The following is a 15,563-nucleotide window of genomic DNA, read 5'->3' on the forward strand; positions in this document are numbered from 1 at the left end:
TTTTCCTACCGCAATAATAGATCATTAATTCAATGCAATTGATATAAAAGGTTTTTGTAAAACTCCTAAACACCTTTTTTGCTTCCTAATTTAAGAATTTCTTTTATTTTTAGATGGAGCAGGTGATGAACCACGCTGTAAGTATTAAAGCCGTATTATGTAGTGTTGTGTTTTTTAGCACAGCTGTTGATGCGCAAAACAATTCAAATAACCTAAATATCGATACGCTAAAGCAAGCCCGCAATGAGCAAACGCTTAGCTTAACGCAAGCGCTTAATTATGCACTAACGCATGAGCCATGGCTAAAAGCGAGTGGCTACCAAGAAGATGCCGCAATAGCACAAAGTATTGCCGCAGGCACCTTACCCGATCCTGTTTTAACGGTTGGCTTACTTAACTTACCTACTAACGGTTATGCGTTTGATCAAGAAGGGGTGACGCAGCTTAAAGTCGATTTGGGCCAAAAGTTTAGCCGAGGGAATAGTTTAGCGCTTAAACAAAAGGCATTAGCTCAGTCTGCTCAACAATACCCTTGGCAGCGCGCAGATCGCTTAGCACAAGTAAAAGCAATTGTGATTGAGTCGTGGTTAAACGCGTATCGTGCTCAGCGAAGTATTGCTTTAATTGAGCAAGATAAAGGGCTATTTACTCAGCTTATTGAAGTTACCGAAGCAAGCTACGCAAGTACCTTAGGTAAAACACGCCAGCAAGATATTATTCGTGCGCAATTAGAGCTCACTCGCCTTGAAGATAAGCTGGTTATGCTTGAGCAGCAATTTGAAAGTGCTAAAAACCGTTTAGCACAGTGGTTACCTATGAATATGCTTATGCAGCCTTTAAATGCCGAATTTACTAAAACCACAGGGCTGGTTGATTTTGCAAACCTTGAATTTGATAAATTAATACAGTTGCTTATGGCGCATCCCGCAATTATTGCGATAGACAAAACTGCCACCGCAAAGCAAACCGAAGTTGCACTCGCCAAGCAAAGTTACAAACCTCAAATGGGCGTTAATGTGGGTTATGGTTATCGAGATGATACGCCGATGGGGGAGTCGCGAGCTGATTTACTTTCAGTAGGATTTAGCATTGATTTGCCATTGTTTACTGATAACAGACAAGATCAACAGGTTAAATCGGCTATTGCTAGTGCAGAAGCTACTAAAACACAAAAGCTGGTGGCGCTTCAAAAACTCAAAGGCATGTACTTTAAGGAGTTTAGCCAACTCGCTCGTTTGCAAAAACGCGATGCGCTATATCAAAATGCGTTATTACCGCAAATGTCAGAGCAATCTCAAGCAACACTAAATGCTTATACGCGCGACGATGGGGATTTTTCTGACGTGATGCGCGCGCGCATTAGTGAGCTTAACGCCAAAATAGACGCGCTTAATATTCAAGTAGATCAGCATATTATTACCGCTCGCCTTAATTATTATGCAAGTAGCTTAGACCCCCAAGTAATGAGCGATAAAACTGGAGAATTACATAATGAATACTAATTTAAAGTTACTTGTTGCCGCCTTAGTCGGTGCGGGCGCATTTGCGTTAATTGGCGCCTTAGTGATGCAGTTTTTACCTAGCAGCTCGGCGATGCATGAACAGCAAAGTGCTGAAAAACAGCCCTTATATTGGGTAGCCCCTATGGATAGTAATTACAGGCGTGACGCGCCAGGGCTGTCGCCAATGGGAATGGATTTAGTCCCTGTATATGAAAACGATAGCAACGCTCAGGATGGACCAGGTGCAGTAACTATTTCGCCTGCAGTCATTAATAACTTGGGTGTAAGAACTGCCAAAGTAGAGCTTAAAACACTTCACAGCGATATAAATACTGTGGGGTATGTGCAATATAACCAAGACCAACTTATTCACATTCATCCGCGTGTAGAGGGCTGGATTGAAAGCTTGTACGTTAAAGCGCAAGGAGCACAAGTTAAAGCCGGTGAGCCTTTATATACTTTGTATTCACCACAATTGGTGAATGCACAGGAAGAGTTTTTATTGGCGGTTAATCGTAATAATACCGTGTTAATTCGCGCTGCAAAGGCGCGTTTAGAGTCGTTAAATGTATCTGATGGATTTATCGAGCGCTTACAAAAAAATAAAAAGATAATGCAAAACATTACTTTTTACGCAAAGCAAAGTGGTGTGGTAGATGAGCTAACAGTACGAGAAGGCTTTTACGTTAAACCAGGCACATCAATGATGAGTATTGCTCAGCTTGATGAAATTTGGGTAGAGGCAGAAGTATTCGAGCGCCAATCAGAACAAGTGAGCGTTGGTTTACCTGTAACAATGACGCTTGATTACTTAAAAGGTCAAAAGTGGGAAGGTAAGGTTGATTACATTTACCCCGCGCTTGATGCTAAAAACCGGACTCTGCGTGTAAGACTCAGGTTTGAAAATACAGATCATCGGTTAAAACCAAATATGTTTGCACAAGTGAGCATTCACGCTAAAGCGAGTAAAGCGCAATTTACAGTCCCTAAAGAAGCGGTAATTCGCACGCAGCATCAAAATCGTGTGGTTATTGCATTAGGTGAGGGTCGTTTTAAATCGGTAGAAGTCGTAGTTGGGCAAATTAATAGTAATGAAGCGGTCATTTTGTCAGGTGTAATGACAGGTGACACGGTAGTGACCTCAGCGCAATTTTTAATAGACTCTGAATCGAGTAAGAGCTCCGACTTTAAACGAATGGAAATGCCTAGTTCTAGCATTAGCTCAGGTATGGGGTCGGATTCTGGTTCAGACTCAAATATGAGCATGGATATACAGCCACAAAGCGCCACGGTTAACGGCACTATTAATGCCATAGATACACAAAATCGCATTATTAATATTAGTCGAGAGGCCATTGAAAAATGGAATCGAGAACCCGCCACAATGGACTTTGTATTAGCGCCAGATATTGATATTAGTCAGTTTGAAAATGCCCTGTATATTAATTTTACTTTTAGCATTATTAACGATGAATTTGTAATTACTAAAGCGCAAAACGCAGAGCCGATTGATCATTCTACTATGCAACCTATGCAACATAGTTCTCACTAGGAGCCATTATGATAACTGCCATTATTCGTTGGTCTGTTGGCAATCGCTTTTTTGTGTTGTTGCTTACATTAATTTTACTGGGTGGAGGATTGTTTGCACTAAAAAATACGCCCGTGGATGCCTTACCTGACTTATCTGATGTTCAGGTCATTATAAAAACTACTTACCCGGGGCAAGCGCCGCAAGTAGTGCAAGACCAAGTTACATTTCCGCTCACCACTGCAATGCTTTCTGTGCCGGGTGCACAAACTGTAAGGGGTTTTTCGTTTTTTGGTGACTCGTACGTTTACGTTATTTTTGACGAAAAAACTGATTTGTATTGGGCGCGTAGCCGAGTACAAGAATACCTAAGCCAAGCAGCAAACCGATTGCCCGATAGCGCTACGCCAGAGCTTGGCCCTGATGCAACAGGCGTAGGTTGGATTTACTTATACGCACTAATTGATAAAACAAATAAACACGATATTAGTCAGCTACGAAGCTTACAAGATTGGTTTTTAAAGTTTGAGCTACAAACTGTGCCCGGTGTATCTGAAGTGGCTGCTGTTGGTGGCATGGTTAAGCAATACCAAGTCAATGTAGAGCCTGATAAATTACGTGCATATGGTATCCCGCTTAGCCTTATTCAAACGGCGATTCAACAAGGCAACCAAGAGATGGGCGCCTCGGTAGTTGAAATGGCTGAAGCTGAATACATGGTAACAAGCACAGGCTACATTAAAAGTGTTGCCGACCTAGAAGCTATTCCGCTTGGTGTAAACGCTAATGGTACTGCGCTGCAATTGCGTGATGTAGCCGATATTAGAGTCGGGCCGCAAATGCGCCGTGGTATTGCAGAGCTTAATGGCGAAGGCGAAGTAACCGGCGGCATCGTTATTATGCGCTATGGCGAAAATGCACAAAAAACCATTGAGCTGGTAAAAGCAAAATTAGAATCGCTTAAAAAGGGATTGCCAGAGGGCGTTGAAATAGTCCCTGTGTACGATCGCTCCAACTTAATAAATAACGCGGTAGATAATCTAACAAGTAAGCTAATTGAAGAGCTGATTGTAGTTGCTTTAGTGTGTGTGGTGTTTTTGTTTCATGTGCGCTCATCATTGGTGGCAATTATTACGTTACCGCTTGGCATTTTAACGGCATTTATAATTATGTATTGGCAGGGGATTAACGCCAATATTATGTCTTTAGGGGGAATTGCAATAGCGATAGGCGCAATGACCGACGGCGCTATCGTCATGGTTGAAAATATGCACAAACATATGGAAAAAACGCCACTTACCAACGAAAACCGCTGGGAAGTTGTGGCTAAATCGGCGAGTGAAGTGGGTCCTGCATTATTTTTTAGTTTATTAATTATTACCGTCAGCTTTATGCCGGTATTTATTTTAGAAGCGCAAGAAGGACGTATGTTTGCGCCACTAGCTTACACTAAAACCTATGCTATGGCAGCGTCTGCTGGGCTTGCGATTACCTTAGTGCCGGTATTAATGGGTTACTTTATTAGAGGTAAAGTTATTTCGGAGCAAAAAAATCCAGTTAACCGATTACTCGTCGCAGCGTATCGCCCACTACTTAACTGGGTGCTTAAATTTCCAAAAATGACATTGGTACTCGCGGTGGTTGTTTCTGTTATTGGCTTTTACCCGGTAAACAAAATAGGCAGTGAATTTATTCCGCCACTTGATGAGGGCGACTTAATGTATATGCCCACAACGTATCCTGGTTTATCGGTAGGTAAAGCGCGCGAAATACTACAGCAAACCGACAAGCTAATTGCCACAGTACCCGAGGTTAAAACAGTATTTGGTAAAGTTGGGCGAGCAGAAACTGCAACAGATCCTGCGCCGCTTACAATGATAGAGACGTTTATTCAGCTAAAACCAAAAAACGAATGGCGCGAGGGTATGACGCTTGAAAAACTTAAAAAAGAACTCGACGGTTTGGTTAAGTTTCCGGGGTTGACGAATGCGTGGGTAATGCCAATTAAAACACGTATTGATATGCTCGCAACCGGTATTAAAACTCCCGTGGGCATTAAAGTTGCGGGACCAAAGTTGAGTGAAATTCAAAAAGTTGGTCAACAAATAGAAGTGCTTTTAAAAGATGTGCAAGGCACCGTATCGGTTTACTCAGAGCGAGTAGCAGGTGGGCGTTATATAAAAGTAGATATAAACCGAGAAAAAGCGGCGCGTTATAGCTTAAATATTAGCGACATACAGCAAGTTGTATCTACTGCAATAGGTGGTACAAACGTAACACAAACGGTAGAAGGGCAAGAGCGCTACCCAGTTAATTTGCGTTACCCGCAAGCATACAGAGACTCGCCAGAAGAGCTAATGTTGTTACCTATTGTAACGCCTACAGGGCAGCGTATAGCACTTGGTGATGTAGTTGATGTATTTATTGAAGATGGACCGCCTGGTATAAAAAGCGAAAATGCACGTTTAAACGGTTGGAGTTTTATTGATATAGATGGCGTTGATATTGGTACTTACGTTGAGCACGCTCAGCAAGTGCTCGATAAGGACCTAATACTACCTGCTGGCTACTCAATTACGTGGGCTGGGCAGTATGAATACATGCAGCGCGCTAAAGACAAACTGACTTATGTATTACCACTTACATTAGCGATTATTATTGTGTTGCTTTATCTTAATTTTAGAAGCTTTGCTGAGGTCACTATTATTATGGCTACGTTGCCACTGGCAATGATTGGTGGCGTATGGCTAATGTATTTAGAGGGCTTTAACTTTTCAGTTGCAGTAGGTGTGGGCTTTATTGCCTTAGCTGGGGTAGCGGTAGAAATTGGGGTCATTATGTTGGTGTATTTAAACCAGGCCTATCAAGAAAAATGCATCGAAGCAGAGCAGGCAGGTAAGCCACTTAGTTTAGTGCAATTACAGCAAGCTATTATTGAAGGTGCAGGGCTTCGAGTACGCCCGGTTATGATGACTGTCGCGACAATTATTATCGGTTTATTACCTGTACTTTATGGCACGGGCACCGGAAACGAAGTAATGAGTCGAATAGCTGCACCTATGGTTGGCGGTATGGGCAGTGCAATTGTACTCACCTTACTTGTTATTCCTGCGGTTTACCTACTGTGGCGCAAACAAGGACTTAAATAATATAAAGCAACAAGACGACAGAGTAGTGCGGTTACTACTCACGCATTGCTCTATAAAAATTACCTATAATTTGTAAGTTATTCTATTAAATTGCTAATTAATATTTATTTTAAAATTAACCCTCTGTTTTTAAAGGTTTTTTAATTGGCACGCTTTACGCAGTGTAGTACCTATACAGTCAACTAAGTAAGGAATGCACATGCAAGTTAAAACAATTAAAGAGGTATACGATTGGACCGTTTTGTTTCATACGCAAATGGCGGCTAATTTTCATAGCGTAAAGGATTTACTCGATGAACATAATGCAATGCTGGTGGACTACTACCTAAATTACGAAAAAAAACTCGCTGAAGATTTAGTCGGGTTTAAAGCGATAACCGAAATAAATACGCTCGATACGTACTGTTATGAATACTTTGCTAAAAATCCTGAGCTAATTACTTTCGAAGACATTAGTAAGGACCAGCAATTTGATGAGAAAGTTATTCAAGCTTACTTATCAGAGCAGCATCAAAAGGTAATTGAATTATACGAATACTTACTTGAGCGCGCTGAAACTCAAAGTAGCCAAGAAAAGCTGCAACAAATACTAGAGCTGGAAAAGCAAGGTATAAAGCAAATGATGCAAAGTACGAATCGTCATATGGATATGTAGCTTTATAAGATAACCATTTAAAATAGCCGATGCTTGCATCGGCTTATTTTATGTCTGCGTTAAATAACCCGCAGAGGGCTTTGATAGACTGGCTAAAATAATATGCGTGTCAACGTGTGGCACGCACCTAGGGATGTCAAACTTCTTCTGTATCTACAATTAAATCACTTGTTATTGATTCCAATGCTTCAATGACTTCATCTTTATTCATACCATTGGGTAAAGTAACGGTAGCAACAGCGCTAAAAATAGGCACCCCCCAATTAGGCGCACTTTGCTGCCTTGAATTTAAATGAGTAATGTTAGCGCCTTTGTGGCGTATTACACTCGCCAACTCTTGAACAATACCTGGGCGATCGTTACCTGTTATAACCAGATTGATTTGTTCTAATGTTGATGGTTCAATTTCTGTGTTTCCGGTTTCAATTCGAACGTCTAACTTAGGTAACTTATTTAAAGCGCTTTGTAATGATTGAAAGTGTTCCTCAGCAACTTCAAGTTGAATAATACCTGCAAAATGACCTAATAAATGGCTTAAGTTACTGCTTAGCCAGTTGCCATGATTTTGTAACACGACGGATGAGATACTCTCTACTAAACCAGGGCGATCTTGCCCTAGAATAGTTATAACCAACTGCTTCATAAATAATTCTCTTTTTAAGCCCAAAGAAAGTAAATGCATAGGCATTAAGTGTATTGTCTAATCAAAATTGTGTGTTGTTGCACTTTTTATAAATCGTTGATTTTAAAATAATAAAAATGAATATGGTTGTGTTGACTATACGTGGTATTAATAGTCATTCTTATTTAGTAAGTACTCTTTTAGTATTGACCTCGATAAATGCTTTGTCCAATTATTTTATAATTTAGTTCACTTAAAAATCATCTATATGAGACTTATTTAGCGATTTTCTTCGCTAGTTTTATTTAAAACCGTTTTAACGTGCTTATTATTACTGCTGTAACATTACTGTCATCTTGATGAAATATAATTTATACAACGTTAAGATTTAAGGGTGTTTTGATGACTTCAAATCCGAATAAACCGACTTTTAATACGGATCGAAGCCGTCTATTTAAAGATCGGTTTGCCAAATTTGGTATAACCGCAGGTGGGATAATGGTATTGGTAGCACTGCTATTAATATTTTTTTACCTTCTTTATGTAGTACAGCCAATTTTTGAATCAGTAAAAGTAGAAAAACGCGATAGCTTTCAGGTCGCTAATTCGCAGCAAATAGCAGGCCTAGGTGTAGAAGAGCAAACTGAAGTTGCTTATTTACTCAGTCAGCAAGGGCAGGTTGATTTTTACAGTGTGCAAGATGGCAGCTTTGGTAAAAAGCTTAAAACATTAAACGCCGAGCTACCAAGTGATGCAACAAGCTTTGCAACTAGCGCGCCTTTTCAAGGGCATTATGCGTTTGGTTTAAAAGATGGCACTGTAATGGTTGTAGCACCTAAATTTTTGGTCACCTTTCCTAATAACGAGCGTAAATTAACGCCTCGTTTAGACTTTCCTCTTGGGGAAATAGCTTTGGAAGTAGATGAACAAGGCTCAGCTATTAAGCGCTTTGCATTTAGCCACTATGAAGACAGAACAGCCGTTGTCGCACTTACAGAAGACAAACGGGTGCTGTTTAGCAGTTTTGTTGCTGAAGAGAATATGTTTACTGGCGAAGTTGAGTGGGTTGTTGAGCGCACAGAGCTAGATGTTGAAGGGCGTGTAGATGAGCTATTAATGTCTCCAGATACAACCCGTACTTTTGTACGTTCTGCTAATCAAGTTTACGTATACGATACACGTGACCCAAGTGATGTAGAACAAATTCAGTTACTTTCAGCTAACGAAGAAAATGCCAATATTGTATCTGCAAAATTACTAGCAGGTGCAAACTCATTAATGCTTGCCAATGATAACGGCGAAGTTTCGCAGTGGTTTGAAGTTAACACTGACACTGGCCGCGAATATCAAAAAATACGTTCATTTGAAACGACTAAGCAAAGTAAATTAAATGTATTTACAGAGTTCTATCGTCGTACTTTTTTTACGACCAGCAGTAACGGTGAGCTTGGGGTGTACTACACAACAAGCGAAGCAAAATTATGGCAAGGTAAAGTAAGTGAAGGCGCAATACAAAACTTTGCAATTTCACCGCGTTCAAATGCTGCATTAATTTTGGCGGATAACAAACTAACAGTATTAGAAATACATAACGAGCATCCAGAAGTCACTTGGTCAGCGCTTTGGCAAGAAGTGTGGTACGAAGGTTACCCAGAGCCAGGTTATATATGGCAGTCAACATCAGCCAGTGATGACTTTGAATCTAAGTTTTCATTAGTGCCAATTTCGTTTGGTACATTAAAAGCAGCCCTTTACGCGATGTTATTTGCAGTGCCTATTGCGCTTTCGGCGGCAATTTACACGGCATACTTTATGTCGAGTAAATTACGTAAGGTAGTTAAGCCCACTGTTGAAATAATGGAAGCATTACCAACCGTTATTTTAGGTTTTTTAGCCGGTCTTTGGTTAGCTCCATTGATAGAAGAGCACTTACCTGCAATTGTTGGGTTACTCATATTATTACCTTTAGGTATGTTAGCGACAGGTTTAGCTTGGACTAAATTACCAACCAAAATTCGTCATCGAATTCCTGAAGGATCTCATTCAATTATCCTTATTCCGGTCGTTTTACTTATTGGCTGGTTTTCGTTTGCGATGAGTGAATTTGTTGAGCTTTGGATGTTTGACGGCAATGTACGTCAGTACTTAACAAATGAGCTGGGTATGACATTCGATCAACGTAACTCGCTTGTTGTAGGTATTGCGATGGGGTTTGCAGTTATTCCAACTATATTCTCAATTGCAGAAGACGCCGTATTTAGTGTTCCAAAGCATTTATCAAATGGCTCATTAGCATTAGGTGCAACGCAGTGGCAAACACTAATACGTGTTGTATTACTTACAGCAAGCCCTGGTATTTTCTCTGCGGTAATGATGGGACTTGGCCGAGCCGTTGGCGAAACCATGATTGTACTTATGGCAACGGGTAATACACCTATTATGGATTGGAGCATCTTCCAAGGTATGCGTACGCTTGCAGCAAATATTGCAGTTGAAATGCCTGAGTCAGAAGTAGGTAGTTCGCATTACAGAATATTGTTCTTAGCGGCCTTTGTACTATTCATATTCACATTCATTTTTAACACAGTCGCTGAGTTTGTTCGCCAGCAACTGCGTGAAAAATATAGCTCAATGTAAGCGGAGAGACATGACATGGTAAAGCAGTGGTTTAAGTCTGGTTCTCCTTGGATTTGGATGACCGGTGGTGCAGTGAGCATCAGTTTAATTTCAGTTCTAGGCTTATTAGCAATGATAGCCTGGAAAGGATTAAGTTTTTTCTGGCCTTCAGAAGTTGTGCAGTTTGAACTTGAAGGGTCAATTTCAAAACAAACCGTTATTGGCGAAGTTTATGACCGTGAATTAGTACCAAAAACGCGTTTAGCCGCGACAGGTATTGACGTTAGCGGATTTGAAAAAGAAGAAATAGAGCGCTTACTTATTAAAACAGGTAATCGTGAGTATGTAGATTTAGACTTTCGTTGGATATTAGAAACCGACATTAAAAATAAAACAACGCCTGCAACGCTTGCTGTATTTGAGCGTAGTAAAAACGGTAATTTTTATGGTTATGTTGAAAGTGTAATTAAAGATGGTAAACCAGTCGAAGGCGATAAAATTGAAGCTCTACATGAACTTGTAGAGCGTGCCGTGGATTTAAACGACGAAGCACTTGATTTACAAAATGGTGACATTGGGCATATTAACTATGAGCTTGAGCGTCTTCGTTTAAAAGAAAAGGGCTACTTACTAGATAACGCACTCACTGATGAACGTGTTGCTGAGCTTGCTCAAGAGCGTGCTGAATTACGTGCGCAGTATGGTGTACTTGAAAAAGATTTATTTGCACTACGTAAACAAGCTAAACGTGACCACGTAACTGTAAAAGATATGCGCGGTGAAGTAGTTACGATTCCAATGTATCAAGTACTTGATGTTTGGTTTCCAAATGATATGGGCTTTTTTGCAAAGCTAGGGCACTACTTTGTGCAGCTAGGTAAGTTTGTATCTGATGACCCACGTGAAGCAAATACAGAGGGCGGTGTTTTCCCTGCTATATTTGGTACTGTGTTTATGGTTATGCTGATGGCTGTAATAGTGACGCCGTTTGGTGTTGTTGCTGCAATTTACTTACACGAGTATGCCGCTAAAAATGCAGTCACTAAGATGATTCGTATTGCGGTGATTAACTTGGCCGGTGTGCCTTCAATTGTGTACGGTGTATTTGGCCTCGGCTTTTTTGTATACATGTTAGGTGGTAGCTTAGACCAATTATTTTACCCTGAAGCGGCACCAACGCCAGTATTTGGTACGCCTGGTGTAATGTGGTCGGCGTTAACGCTTGCTATATTAACTTTGCCAGTTGTTATTGTATCGACTGAGGAAGGCTTATCTCGTATTCCAAGTACCGTACGTGACGGTTCGCTAGCGCTTGGCGCAACAAAGGTTGAAACGTTATGGCGCATAATTATTCCAATGGCAAGCCCTGCAATTATGACTGGTTTAATACTGGCAGTTGCGCGTGCTGCAGGTGAAGTTGCACCATTAATGTTAGTAGGCGTTGTGAAAATGGCCCCTACATTACCACTTGATGGTAACTTCCCGTATTTTCACTTAGATAGAAAGTTCATGCACTTAGGCTTTCATATATACGATGTTGGCTTCCAAAGCCCTAATGTTGAAGCGGCACGTCCGCTGGTATACGCCACTGCCTTTTTATTGGTGTCGGTGATTATTACCCTAAACATAACGGCCATTGGTATACGTAACCATTTACGTGAAAAATTCAGATCGCTTGAACACTAATTAGTAAAGATTTTATAGGTAACAAAAATGATTACAGTCGCTCCACAAGTAAACCAAGCTAATATTGGTCAAAAGTTAGACCTAGAAAATTTAACGGATGATCAAAAAGCGCTAGAGATTAAAGACCTCGATCTTTACTACGGTGATAAGCAGGCGCTTAATAAAGTTAATATGAACATTCCTAAAGGCCAAGTAACTGCGTTTATCGGGCCGTCTGGGTGTGGTAAATCAACATTACTGCGTTGTATTAATCGCATGAATGATTTAGTTGATATTTGCCGTATTGAAGGTGAAATATTACTCCATGGTCAAAATATTTACGATAAGAGCGTAGATGTAGCTGCACTTCGTCGTAATGTAGGCATGGTGTTTCAGCGCCCTAATCCATTTCCTAAATCAATTTATGAAAATGTAGTTTATGGCCTGCGCTTACAAGGCATTAAAGAGAAACGTAAATTAGATGAAGTAGTAGAGCAATCACTTCGTGGTGCTGCTTTGTGGGATGAAGTAAAAGATAGATTGCACGATAGCGCGTTTGGTTTATCGGGTGGTCAGCAACAACGTTTAGTTATAGCTCGCTCAATTGCAATTGAGCCTGAGGTACTTTTACTTGATGAACCAACATCAGCACTCGACCCTATTTCTACTTTGGTAATCGAAGAGCTAATAAACGATTTAAAAAACAAATTTACCGTTGTTATTGTTACGCACAACATGCAACAAGCAGCGCGTGTATCTGATCAAACAGCCTTTATGTATATGGGCGAATTGATTGAATACTCAGACACAAATACCTTATTTACTACACCAACGAAGAAAAAGACTGAAGATTACATTACCGGTCGTTACGGTTAATTAGCCCGTTATAGCGTGTTGTACAAGATTAAAAGAGAAGGTAACTATGGAACATAATATTAATAAGCATATTTCTGGGCGCTTTAACCAAGAACTAGAAAATGTACGTAACCATGTATTGAGTATGGGTGGCTTAGTTGAGCAGCAATTAAATAGCGCGCTTGATGCGGTGAGTCGTAACGATGCTGAGCTTGCTCAAAAAGTACGTCAGAACGATTACAAAGTAAATGCAATGGAAGTCAGCATTGATGAAGAGTGTACGCGTATCATTGCTCGTCGTCAGCCTGCAGCAAGTGACTTACGTTTAGTGATTGCAATTGCAAAAACTATTGCAGATTTAGAACGTATTGGCGATGAAGCTGAGCGAATTGCTAAAGTTGCACTAGACTCATTTACTAAAGATCAACAAGACTTGTTAGTAAATATTGAGAATATGGGCCGCCAAGTTCTAAAGATGTTACATGATGTACTAGACGCATTTGCACGTATGGATGTGCAGCGCGCATTTCAAGTACATAAAGAAGATGCAAAAGTTGACCGTGAATATGAAGCTATCACACGTCAAATAATGACTTATATGATGGAAGATCCACGCTCAATCCCTAAAATTATGGACTTAGTTTGGTCTGTTCGTTCATTAGAGCGCATAGGGGATCGCTGTCAAAATATTGCGGAATACATTATTTATTTTGTAAATGGCAAAGATATTCGTCATACATCTCAAGAAGATATAGAAAAATCGCTATAATTTTTTACCTATTTTTCTTTTTTATTAAAGCGGCTTAGTGCCGCTTTGTGCATTGCAAGCCTTAGTGAAGTAATAAAAAGCGTTCACAATCTTGGTTAATACTGTAAAATTCGTGCTGCAAAGCATATCAATTTGATTAAAGGGTCAGTTATGCCTACAAACGCGTTTTTAGGAGTATTTGCAAAATCTCCTATCAAACCAATGGAAGAACACATCAAGAAGGTTCATCAAGCAAGTAAAGCCTTGATACCTTTTTTTAATCACGTATTTAAAGAAGAGTGGGTACAAGCTGAAGAGCTTCGCATCACTATTCGCAATTTAGAACGTGAAGCTGATGATATGAAAAGAGATATACGATTACAATTGCCACGTGGTTTATTCATGCCGGTAGAGCGTACAGATCTTCTCGAATTAGTAACTCAACAAGATAAAATTGCCAATAAAGCAAAAGATATTGCAGGACGAGTGATTGGTCGTGAAATGACCATTCCTAAAGTAATGCAAGCTGATTTCTTAGCTTACTTAACCCGTTGTGTAGATGCGACTAAACAAGCATCTAAAGCAATTAACGAATTAGAAGAATTGCTAGAAACGGGTTTTAAAGGTCGAGAAGTCACCTTAGTAGAAAAAATGTTAGTTGAATTGGATGCCATAGAACAAGACACGGACGAAATGCAGATAAAAGTACGCCGCCAGCTACGTGATGTAGAGGGTGAGTTAAATCCAATTGATGTTATGTTTTTGTACAAAATCATTGAATGGGTTGGCGAGCTTGCAGATATTGCAGAGCGCGTAGGATCACGTCTTGAGCTGATGTTAGCTCGTTAATTTACAATCAGTTCAAACACGAAAGATTAAGGTTTTACAATGGATATCATTGCATCTTACGGCACGGTATTAATTTTAATTGCCGCAGCAGTCGGCTTTTTTATGGCTTATGGTATTGGCGCGAACGACGTAGCGAACGCCATGGGTACATCTGTAGGTTCAAAAGCGCTAACAATCAAACAAGCTATTTTTATAGCGATGATTTTTGAATTTGCAGGCGCCTATTTAGCAGGTGGTGAGGTTACATCAACAATTCGTAAAGGAATTATTGATGCAGCACCATTTGCAGATATTCCGGAATTAATGGTTCTGGGTATGATTTCGTCTTTATTTGCAGCCGGTGCTTGGTTATTAATGGCCTCGTTCTTAGGTTGGCCTGTATCTACAACTCACTCAATCATTGGTGCAATCATAGGTTTTGCGTTAGTTGCAGTAGGTACTGAGGCGATTCAATGGGGTAAAGTAGGTGGTATTGTAGGTAGTTGGATTATAACACCTGCCATATCAGGCTTTATTGCATACTTAATATTCATGAGTGCACAAAAGCTTATTTTTAATACAGATGCACCACTAAAAAATGCTAAACGTTATGTCCCTCTTTATATGGGCTTAGCAGGTTTTATCATGGCATTGGTTACAATTAAAAAGGGCTTAAAGCACGTTGGTGTAGACCTAGGCTCAGCTGAAGGCTATGCACTGTCAGTAGGTGTTGCAATAGTTGTTGCTGTGATTGGTAAAATTGCCATATCTCGCTTAAATATCGATCCAAAAGCAGATAAACAAATGCAATTCAACAATGTTGAAAAAGTGTTTGCTGTTCTTATGGTATTAACAGCATGTTGTATGGCCTTTGCACATGGTTCTAACGATGTTGCTAATGCAATCGGTCCACTAGCTGCTGTTGTAAATATTGTTGAAAACAATGGTGAAATTGCTAAAAAAGCGGCTATTGCTTGGTGGATTCTACCTCTAGGTGGTTTTGGTATTGTTGCGGGTCTTGCTATTTTGGGCAAAAAAGTAATTAAAACGATTGGTGAAGGCATTACACATTTAACGCCTAGCCGTGGTTTTGCTGCTGAACTAGCCGCTGCTTCTACCGTTGTTATTGCATCAGGTACTGGTATGCCAATCTCTACTACCCAAACCTTAGTAGGTGCGGTATTAGGTGTAGGTATGGCACGTGGAATTGGTGCACTTAACATGGGTGTTATCAGAAACATTGTAGTTTCTTGGGTAATTACATTGCCAGTTGGCGCTGCCCTTGCTATTGTTATTTTCTACGTACTAAGAACCGCATTTGGGGTTTAACAAAAAAGTACTCAAAGACTTTTAGCTTGAAAAGATCTCAATGCCCTAGGTGTTGGGGTCTTT

General features: G+C 40.2%; 11 protein-coding genes. 10 read left to right on the plus strand and 1 reads right to left on the minus strand.

Features of this window, described 5'->3' with window-relative positions; genetic code table 11:
• Nucleotides 1-125: 125 nt before the first annotated feature.
• From ABX891_RS03330 to ABX891_RS03345, 4 genes are all read left to right on the plus strand, one after another.
• Complete coding sequence (locus tag ABX891_RS03330; RefSeq protein ID WP_354628903.1) at nt 126-1,502, plus strand: TolC family protein; 1,377 nt, start codon at nt 126-128, stop codon at nt 1,500-1,502.
• The gene (locus tag ABX891_RS03335; RefSeq protein ID WP_354628904.1) at nt 1,492-3,054 is read left to right on the plus strand and encodes an efflux RND transporter periplasmic adaptor subunit; all 1,563 of its coding nucleotides are present in this window, start codon (nt 1,492-1,494) and stop codon (nt 3,052-3,054) included. Before ABX891_RS03330 ends, ABX891_RS03335 begins: the two co-directional genes overlap by 11 nt.
• Nucleotides 3,055-3,062: 8 nt before the next feature.
• Nucleotides 3,063-6,182: an efflux RND transporter permease subunit gene (locus tag ABX891_RS03340; protein WP_354628905.1), complete on the plus strand. Its 3,120-nt coding sequence runs from the start codon at nt 3,063-3,065 to the stop codon at nt 6,180-6,182.
• A 199-nt stretch (nt 6,183-6,381) separates the two neighbouring features.
• Entirely contained in the window at nt 6,382-6,837 is a 456-nt protein-coding gene (locus tag ABX891_RS03345; RefSeq protein ID WP_354628906.1) for a hypothetical protein, read from the plus strand.
• 136 nt (nt 6,838-6,973) lie between these two features.
• Here the strand turns inward: ABX891_RS03345 and ABX891_RS03350 are convergent, their stop codons facing one another.
• A complete protein-coding gene (locus ABX891_RS03350; RefSeq protein ID WP_002957843.1) occupies nt 6,974-7,480 on the minus strand; it encodes a glycine cleavage system transcriptional repressor in 507 nt (168 codons plus the stop codon).
• Between the two features lie 381 nt (nt 7,481-7,861).
• On the opposite strand from ABX891_RS03350, the gene ABX891_RS03355 reads away from it, so the two are divergent.
• From ABX891_RS03355 to ABX891_RS03380, 6 genes are all read left to right on the plus strand, one after another.
• On the plus strand, nt 7,862-10,096 hold the full coding sequence (locus tag ABX891_RS03355; protein ID WP_354628907.1) for an ABC transporter permease subunit: 2,235 nt from the start codon (nt 7,862-7,864) through the stop codon (nt 10,094-10,096).
• Between the two features lie 15 nt (nt 10,097-10,111).
• On the plus strand, nt 10,112-11,761 hold the full coding sequence (gene pstA, locus ABX891_RS03360) for a phosphate ABC transporter permease PstA (RefSeq protein ID WP_002957841.1): 1,650 nt from the start codon (nt 10,112-10,114) through the stop codon (nt 11,759-11,761).
• A 27-nt stretch (nt 11,762-11,788) separates the two neighbouring features.
• Nucleotides 11,789-12,616: a phosphate ABC transporter ATP-binding protein PstB gene (gene pstB, locus ABX891_RS03365; RefSeq protein ID WP_002957840.1), complete on the plus strand. Its 828-nt coding sequence runs from the start codon at nt 11,789-11,791 to the stop codon at nt 12,614-12,616.
• Nucleotides 12,617-12,662: 46 nt separating this feature from the next.
• A complete protein-coding gene (gene phoU / locus ABX891_RS03370; RefSeq protein ID WP_007586465.1) occupies nt 12,663-13,364 on the plus strand; it encodes a phosphate signaling complex protein PhoU in 702 nt (233 codons plus the stop codon).
• A gap of 150 nt (nt 13,365-13,514) precedes the next feature.
• Nucleotides 13,515-14,192: a TIGR00153 family protein gene (locus tag ABX891_RS03375; RefSeq protein WP_002957838.1), complete on the plus strand. Its 678-nt coding sequence runs from the start codon at nt 13,515-13,517 to the stop codon at nt 14,190-14,192.
• A 39-nt stretch (nt 14,193-14,231) separates the two neighbouring features.
• Nucleotides 14,232-15,500 (plus strand): inorganic phosphate transporter, encoded by a 1,269-nt coding sequence (locus ABX891_RS03380; protein WP_354628908.1) that lies wholly within the window; start codon nt 14,232-14,234, stop codon nt 15,498-15,500.
• Nucleotides 15,501-15,563: the final 63 nt, after the last annotated feature.

The organism is Pseudoalteromonas sp. NCIMB 1079, assembly GCF_040567695.1.
Classification (GTDB): domain Bacteria; phylum Pseudomonadota; class Gammaproteobacteria; order Enterobacterales; family Alteromonadaceae; genus Pseudoalteromonas; species Pseudoalteromonas distincta.